This is a genomic window from Oleiphilus sp. HI0079 (assembly GCF_001635105.1).
This window is the reverse complement of record NZ_LWFT01001117.1, coordinates 1-8,470: the sequence shown is the minus strand read 5'-3', so window position 1 is coordinate 8,470 and position 8,470 is coordinate 1. Positions and strand designations below refer to the sequence as shown.

The following is an 8,470-nucleotide window of genomic DNA, read 5'->3' as shown; positions in this document are numbered from 1 at the left end:
CCAAATCCGGCCCCCGCTACCAAATAAAGAAAGGCAAATCAGTAATTTACTGGTTTGCCTTTTTTCATTTCTGAGTCCCAAGAAGTCGTGTGACGGTACTGTGCTAAGGACCGTCTTACTCATACCTGCATCATTAATACCTCAAACTACCGACTTGGATTCTGCTTGTTGATGCTGAAGATGGTGACGCGAGGCTGACTATTTTTGCCATCGTTATTTAATCAGAATGCGTCTAGAAACATAGCTTGAATCAAAACGCCATTCAGCACGTTTCATTAAGAAGGCGCGTTATCTTTGATCACAAAGAGGTTGGCAGATGCAATCAGTGAGTTTGCTTCGTCCAGTAGTTCTAGAACTTGAGATTGAGTCAGTGCTGCTTGCTCTGATGTGTCGCTGCTCATGACCCGTATTCTTTGAATATTGCTACTGATATCGGCTGCAACAGAGGATTGTTGTTCAGTGGCCACAGCAATCTGACTGTTCATCTGCTTCATGCGAGTAATTTCTGAAACCGTCTCGTTGAGCTGTGCGCCTGCACTTTCGGTTTCAGTTGCGGCGTTGTCGGCAACTTCACTATGTCCTTGCATGATTTCTACGGCCTGACGTGTCATCGTTTGCAAGCGCTCGATACTTGTTTTGATTTCTTTCGTCGACTCGGAAGTACGAAGGGATAGACTCCTAACCTCGTCAGCAACAACCGCAAAACCTCGCCCTTGCTCACCGGCTCTTGCTGCCTCAATCGTGGCATTTAAGGCTAGTAAGTTGGTTTGCTCCGCGATCCCATCAATGACATTAATGATCGAATCTATATTTTCCGATTCAGCTTGAAGTGCGCTCACCGATTCGGCTGTTTTTTTAACGTCTTGGACAAGAGCACGCACCTTGGAAACAGAGCCTTGAACGCGCTGATTACCTTCGCCGATTGCACTCTCTGCAAGCGAGGCGGCCTCTGCTGCGCTTGCCGCACTTTGGGCGACTTCGTTGAAAGACGCATTCATTTGTTCAATAGAGACCGAAATCGTTCCGGTCTCGTTTTGTTGCTCTGAACAACGGCTATCGACTTCTCGAGCGAGAAGTTCTAACGAGTGGCTTATGTCGTTGACCGCTGCGATACGGGTTTGAACGTCTCCAACTAAACTGGATAGACTTTCTCTTAACTTGTTGGATGAGTCGCTGAGTGATTGTACTTCCAGTGTCATCGCATTTACGTTGATTGGGCGTCTAAAATCGCCAGCTGCATATTCTTCGAGATACGGCACTAATTCACGAATGCGCTTGATAATGCTGCGTTGAACAACATCAATCAGTAAGGCAAACACAACAATGGCGATGACAGTACCGAATAGCACTGTGCGCACGGTCGCATAAGACGTGCTGGCTAGCGTGCTGATCGAGTCAGCTTGTTGTTCAAAAATGAGTTTGATTTCTGAAAGCTGTGTTCTGAGTGAAGCTCTGCTGTCGCTCACTTTTGAAATGATGTCGCGGGTCTGATCGATTTCTGCAATATAGCGATCAAGCAAATAACCGATGTTATCTCTTAGCGAGACGCCCTTATCTTCGGCTTCTTCCTCGCTGTCTCCCAAGCTCAAACCAAAGTCATCCTCTGCCTCTTCAAAGACGCCAAGCAATGGAAGAGCGCGCATTGATTCGGCATCGTTCTTTGCTGAGGTAATCGAAGAGCGAATTTCTTCAAACTTTGCTTGAGAGAAGGTTTCAAAATAGGCTTGGCGATTTAACGCTTGTGCATGAACATATTCAAGCAGACTGGTGGCGAGTTTGATGTAGCGCGTTGCTGCAATGGGGTCGCTGTTATAGCCATCTAAGGCATAGCGTGTCAGTAATGAGAGTTCATCGCGTGTTTCGCGTTCATTTTGAAGCAGCAGCGCCTGTGGATCGCCAGATAACTTGCCTGCAGCTCTGAAGTCGCCATCTAAAAATAGGCTCAGCTCCGTTAGTTTTTCTTGTAGCGTTACTTTTGCCGCTTCAGATAGTATCTCAGAGGAGGTAAGGCTAACCTCTATGCCTTGGGTCGCTTCGGTTAGTTTGGTTGCATCTCCGGTATTCAGGTACTCTTCGATGGGCCTGACGACGTTGAGAACAAAGCGCTCGTTCAACGTACTCAGTTTGTCGAGCTCTAGATAGGGCGCGCGAAGTTCTTTTAGACCCCATATGGTCGAAAACGCTAGGATCATGGCGATCGTAAACAAAATAAGAGAATTAAGAAGAGATAGCCGTGACAACTGAACCTTCATTCATCAACTCCCCGAAACACAAAATAAGCTGTATATAGATAACGTAAAGTGATCGGTTTTGCTTGATGCTGAACCGACATTCATTGTGGCGAGAATCTAATCGACAACTCTCGATGCTTCGCACGTTTTTCTGCGTTCCTCGTATCCAAAAAGACGCATGGGTTAAAACGCATACTCAACAGCGTTTTGAATATAGACGTAAAATGCGGGAGAAATGTTAAAGATTTATTTCAATGAGCTGTCAAAAAGCGGCTTTCCCATCGCCTTTCCCATCGCCTAGCGGGAGGTTGTTCTCCCAGGCTTATGACGCTTTTTCATAATTGAACTACACTTCTTGAAACGTTCAGCTTAGCGATATACTGCGGGATGGCAGCAAGCCAAGCTCTTGATCAATGGTCACTGCGGCGGGGTCAATCAATGGCAGCAAATCGCGCCGTTATTTTAATAATCATCTGGTCGCTCATTTCCTTGTTAGCGACCGGTGTGATTCTCTATTACGATGCCAAATCCAACACGAGCGATAACCAGCTGAACGTAGGCCGGGAGTTGGCGCGATCTCGATCCGTTATCGAGCAGTCCGTAAATCGGTACTTCACTTTGCTCAAAGCCCTAGAGGCCTTTGTGCACGCAAATAAAGACCTTTATTCCAACAATGCGGATGCTGAATTCTCCGATCGTTTTGATCGGTTCGCCGCGTCGTTGGAGCAGACCAATAACAGTATCATTAGCTTGCAGCTTGCTCCGAATGGTGTCGTGACGTACGTCTCTCAAAAGGCTAAAAATTTAAAAGCGGTTGGGCATGATTTACTGAAAGACGACCATCGAAGAGATCAGGTTATTCAAACCATCATTAACAAGGCAACGGTGGTTGCAGGGCCGCTGACTTTACTTCAGGGCGGCAACGCCATTATTGCAAGAAAGGCGATTTTTACTGATCCGGGCGTGTATCGTTCACAATCGATGTTTGATCTTAATCGTGCATCGCCCAATGCTGCATGGCCAGCCAAAATTCCTGGTGACTTTTGGGGCCTTGCAACGATGCTGATCGACACCGAGCGTCTCTTTAAAGAGTTTGAGCTAGACAAACTGCCAAAGGAGTACGGGTTTGCGTTAAAAGGCCGACATGGCCTGGGGGAGGAGGGCGAAGTGTTTTGGGGAGACCACTCTATTTTTGATGCCCCTGAGGATACCACCGAGATTATGCTGCCGGGCGGAGGTTGGGTGATGGGGGTGAAGCACGTCGCGCCATCGAATTATATGAGTCTGTTGTTGATCACCCTCACAGGACTTGTGGTATCGGGGTTCGGTGCTTACGTAATCCATTCTCGTTATAAGAAGCTGGAAGCAGAATCTGACGCGAAAACGCACAGTCGGTTTTTAGCGACCATGAGCCACGAAATAAGAACGCCGATGAATGGCATTATTGGTGTGGCAGAAGTTCTCGGTCGATCCGATTTGTCAGATTCACAGCAGCGTCAGCTTGATAAGATCCTCGATAGCTCAAAAATTTTGCTCAGACTCGTGAATGACGTTCTGGATTTCTCCAAGATTGATGCTGGTAATCTGAAGCTTGAGCAAAACGTGTTTGACCCCCGCAAAACAATAGAATCAGTTCTCCATTCTTTTGATCTGCAAGCGAACGAAAAGAACGTTTCCATAAACCTCAACATCGCTTCTGACTTTCCGGATTGTTTTCAAGGTGATGAGGTCAGAATAAAGCAAGTTTTGGTTAATATTCTATCGAATGCCATCAAGTTTACCGAGAGGGGAACGATCACGATATCGGCGGAACTGAAAGACTACCTAGGTGATCAATATCTGAGTTTCAGGGTGAAAGATACGGGTATAGGGATGTCTGAACAGGAGCTGAAACGAATCTTCAATCCCTTTACTCAGGCCGACCAGTCAATCACAAGAAAGTATGGCGGAACCGGTTTAGGTCTTGTGATTTGCGAGAAGATTGTACACTTGATGGGAGGGAATATTTCCGTTAAAAGCAAACAGGGCAAAGGATCTAGTTTCCATATCTTGATCCCCTACCAAGAGGTGACGGCAGAAGCACTTGAAGTGGTCCCAGATCAATCATTGGAACACGCTCCGGAAGTATGTGATAGACAAGATTTGAAGTTACTTGTTGTGGATGATCAACTAATCAATCTTGAGGTTGCAGCAATGATCTTGAATGAGCTGGGCTATGAATGTCAGCGTGCAACAAGCGGGCGTCAGGCGTTGGAGATGATTGAGCAGGAACGGTTTGATATTGTCTATATGGATAGGCAGATGCCAGAGATGGACGGTTTAGAAGCGACACGCAAGATTCGAGCATTTACGCAATCAGACACAGCTCCTTGGGTAGTTGCGCTAACGGCGAGTGCAAGGGAAGAAGAAAAAGAAGAATATCTAGCAGCCGGTGCAAATGCTTTTTTAAGCAAGCCGGTTGATATGCAAAGCTTCAGCTCCTCTATTGAATCCTTCTTAAAGTTCACTTCGTCGTCCTAGCTTTCAGGCGATCTTCAATTCACGCATTCAATTTACTCATTTTTTCTCGTGTTTAGCGCAGCATAAAATGACGCCACAGTAGGCGTTCGCGCGATGCTTTGCCGATCAAGCGCTGTTGTTTAGGTGTTGTTTAGGTGCTGTTTGGATGTTGTTTGAAGCTGTCTTCTATTTTGTAAGTCGCAGCCTAAACGTTTGTGTAATGACGCTGTATCAAAGACCGGAATATCGCTGCCGTGTTCCACGTTGAATGTCCTGAATTAGTGGCCCGAACAGGGTGTTGAGCGGCGCAAAGCACGTGAATATTCTTCATTTAGAAAAGAACGGCTCGAAACATGCTTATGTTTCCTTTAAGCATCGAATGATCAATATGCGCGGTGCGGAAGCAAGCTGAATCGAAGTTGGAGGTGTGTCATGAGTATCTGCAAACACCTGAAAGGATTTGAACGAGAAAAGCCGAACGATAGGTTTCTGAACAATGAATGTGTCGCAAACCTCAATGAGGGGTTGACGCTGTTAAACCGCAAACGATCAAATTGGGCGGTATTGTTACGCGATGCGAGTGTGCCTGGTAAGTACCGCTATCAGTTGTTTGATGAAACTGGGTTTAAAGAACACTATACCTTTGAGACCCTTGAGCTCGCTTTCCTGGATGCGGTTGCAAAGGGATACTGGGAGCGGGATATGGGTGCGCTTGATCGATTGTTCAAATCTAAGGTTTGGGTGCACGAGGTATCATTTTTTGACTGATTGCCTCAGAGAAACATACCTTCCTAGGCGCGCTCAGTTGCGCATACTTTTCTTTGATGATAATCGAAACGTCCGCTGATGCATTGGGATAATATGCGATAGCAAACCTTGACTGGAGATCGTGTCGATCAGACACGACGACTGAGCGCAGAAGAGCTTGTCCATTATAGCCTTTGGGAATCTGGAACGAATCTTAGACAGTTGTCCTTAGCACTACTAGACTCTAGTAATTGCCTAAGAAATCTATGGAGTTCCCTTACATGGACGAGCTGATTTTTGCAGAGGAAACGTCTCTCTCTGACAGCCCTTCTGATGAATCTTGCTGGAAGATACTCGTTGTCGATGATGAGCAAGATGTACATCAGTCCACCATCCTAGCGCTTGGGCGCGAAAGGTTATGTGGCCGTCCGCTTCAGTTTGATCATGCTTATTCTAGCGAAGAGGCAAAAAAGATTTTGTCTACTAAGTCGGATTACGCCGTTATTCTCTTAGACGTTGTGATGGAAAATGATCAGGCAGGTTTTGAGCTGGTTCGATACGTGCGCGAAGACTTGGCGATTAGGGACACACGTATCATTCTCCGTACAGGGCAACCTGGCTATGCGCCTGAGCTCGAGTCAATTGCCAAATATGAGATCAATGACTACAAGGCGAAATCTGAACTCACCCGCAATAAACTGTTTACAACATTAACCGCTGCTATCCGTTCATATTCCCAGATTCGTGCTTTACAACTGAGCAAGAAAGGGCTTGAAAGTATCATCAGGGCGTCGAAAGAGCTACTTTACTTGCGAGGATACAAAGAGTTCGCCGACGGCGTTATTACGCAACTCACGGCATTATTTAATCTACCTGCAGAAGGCTTGGTTTGCGTCAAAGGGTATCCCGGCGAGCACGAGTCGAACGATGAGCTACAGGTGATAGCGGGCGCAGGGAGGTTTAGGGAGTACATCCTCAAACCGGTCGCTGATATTGCCTTGCCTCACGTGGTGAAATTGATTAAAGAAACCGCGGTGAGCAAACACCATATCTTTAAAGATAACCTGAGCTGTTTGTATTTTCGTACGCCTGACCAAGTCGAAATGATTGTTTATTTGGCAGAGCAGTTGAATGATCGGCCCAATGACATGAGTTTATTGGAGCTGTTTTCAACCAATATCGTCGCCAGTATCGATAATGTGACCTTGCTTGAGCAGCGTCATGAGTATGCTTATCGTGACCAATTGTTAGGGGTGCCTAATCGCCTGTCTTTTCTGCAATCGATTGAGAGTCACTTGCAGAACCAAACCCCTGATCTACAGATTATCCTTATTGATATTGATCAGTTTGGCGCCATCAATGACACCATCGGAACAGAGAATGGGGATATTTTACTTCAACACGTGTCCGACCGGTTACAAGCGGCGCATCATGAGCAGCTAGTAGCTCGAGTATCGGGTGATACTTTCGGGATTCTAGGGCGAATGGATGAGCTATCCCACGACACAATTGCGGGTAGTTTCGAAGAGCCTTTTTATATTCAGGGCTCGGCGCACTCTCTTAGTGCAACGCAGGGACAGGTTAGGCTGGATGCTCAAAAAGCGGCAACCGAAGTATTGGCTCAGGCGAATACGGCGCTTAAACGCGCGAAGCAGACGTTGAGAGGCAGCTATCAATCTTTTCAGCAAGACATGCTTAAAGAAACCGAAAGTCACGTCAACTTGCTGCAAAACCTAAGAAAGGCGTTTGATCAGGAGCATCTGTTCATGGTCTATCAGCCGAAAATTGATTTATCGACAGGTGAACTCCGCGGTTTTGAGGCCTTAATGCGATGGAAAAACGCGCTAGGTGAATTTGTACCACCCATCGAGTTTATTCCGATTGCCGAGGTGTCTGGGCTCATTGTTCCCCTGGGAGAGTGGGCTTTGCGTCGCTCTTTGGTTCAAATTAAACAGATAAGAGAGATCTCTGGCCTAGATCTGACCGTTGCGGTTAACGTCTCCGTGGTTCAGTTTGCGCAACCCAAATTTATCAGCATGCTCAAAAACGCGATCGAATATGCTGGCGTAGACCCTAGCTGGCTCGAGTTGGAAGTCACGGAATCGTTTGCAATGCATGACTTTAATGCAGTTAAAGCGTTAATAGACAGCATCGCTTCTCTCGGTATCAAAGTGAGCATTGATGATTTTGGAACAGGGTTTTCGTCCTTGTCATACTTAGAAAAGTTGAATGTTCAAAGTTTGAAAATAGATAAGAGTTTCATTGACCGTATTACGGAGTCTGATTGTGACACGCGCATCCCGGAAACCATCATCCGGCTGGGTAATTCCCTAGGTCTGGATATTGTTGCTGAGGGCGTTGAAACGCTGTTTCAGGTTGAGTGGTTGAAGCGCAATCAATGTGATTTTGCACAAGGCTATTTTTTTGCAAAACCGCTTTTTTCTGATCAGATCCAACCTTGGATCGAACAATATTCAAGCGGTTTAAATCACGCATTTTAGCGTTAACTACCAAATTGGGATGAAACGATGTTGCACAGGAAACTGACCAAAATAATGGCCGTAGCCCTAATTTTTGCAGGCTGTCTTCATCTGTTCGGATGCGGGCAGAAAGAACCGGTTACGCTCGGGTTTGTCGGTGGCTTAACGGGTAAAGTTTCCGATTTGGGTGGGCCAGCGAGAAACGGTATGTTGTTCGCTGTAGAGGAGGCAAACAAAGCGGATGGGATCAACGGACAACCCATTCAAACACTCATTCGAGATGATCGCCAAGATCCAGAAACCGCCAAAAAAGTCGTTGCAGAGTTGCTCGCAAAAAATGTTGACGCAATTATTGGTCCTGTTACCAGTTCGATGGCCGTGCAAGTGGCGCCGATGGCAGAGCAAGCACAAACTGTGATGATGGGCGTGACCGTGACGACCAACGATTTGTCCAACAAAGACGATCACTTTTTCAGGGTATTGGCGGCGACAGCTGTTCATGCGGGAGAAGTC

Annotated in this window: 5 protein-coding genes; 4 read left to right on the top strand and 1 reads right to left on the bottom strand. The window is 46.5% G+C overall.

Features of this window, described 5'->3' with window-relative positions; translation table 11 throughout:
* Nucleotides 1–275: 275 nt before the first annotated feature.
* On the bottom strand, nucleotides 276–2,252 hold the full coding sequence (locus A3750_RS19880) for a methyl-accepting chemotaxis protein (RefSeq protein ID WP_068548682.1): 1,977 nt from the start codon (nucleotides 2,250–2,252) through the stop codon (nucleotides 276–278).
* 417 nt (nucleotides 2,253–2,669) lie between these two features.
* Here A3750_RS19880 and A3750_RS19875 point away from each other — a divergent pair, with 417 nt between their 5' ends.
* From A3750_RS19875 to A3750_RS19860, 4 genes are all read left to right on the top strand, one after another.
* A complete protein-coding gene (locus A3750_RS19875; RefSeq protein ID WP_197475178.1) occupies nucleotides 2,670–4,751 on the top strand; it encodes an ATP-binding protein in 2,082 nt (693 codons plus the stop codon).
* 411 nt (nucleotides 4,752–5,162) lie between these two features.
* The gene (locus A3750_RS19870) at nucleotides 5,163–5,498 is read left to right on the top strand and encodes a hypothetical protein (RefSeq protein ID WP_068548675.1); all 336 of its coding nucleotides are present in this window, start codon (nucleotides 5,163–5,165) and stop codon (nucleotides 5,496–5,498) included.
* A gap of 260 nt (nucleotides 5,499–5,758) precedes the next feature.
* On the top strand, nucleotides 5,759–7,978 hold the full coding sequence (locus tag A3750_RS19865; RefSeq protein ID WP_197475177.1) for an EAL domain-containing protein: 2,220 nt from the start codon (nucleotides 5,759–5,761) through the stop codon (nucleotides 7,976–7,978).
* 27 nt (nucleotides 7,979–8,005) lie between these two features.
* On the top strand, nucleotides 8,006–8,470 hold a 465-nt coding region (locus tag A3750_RS19860; RefSeq protein ID WP_156498768.1), incomplete at its 3' end, for an ABC transporter substrate-binding protein.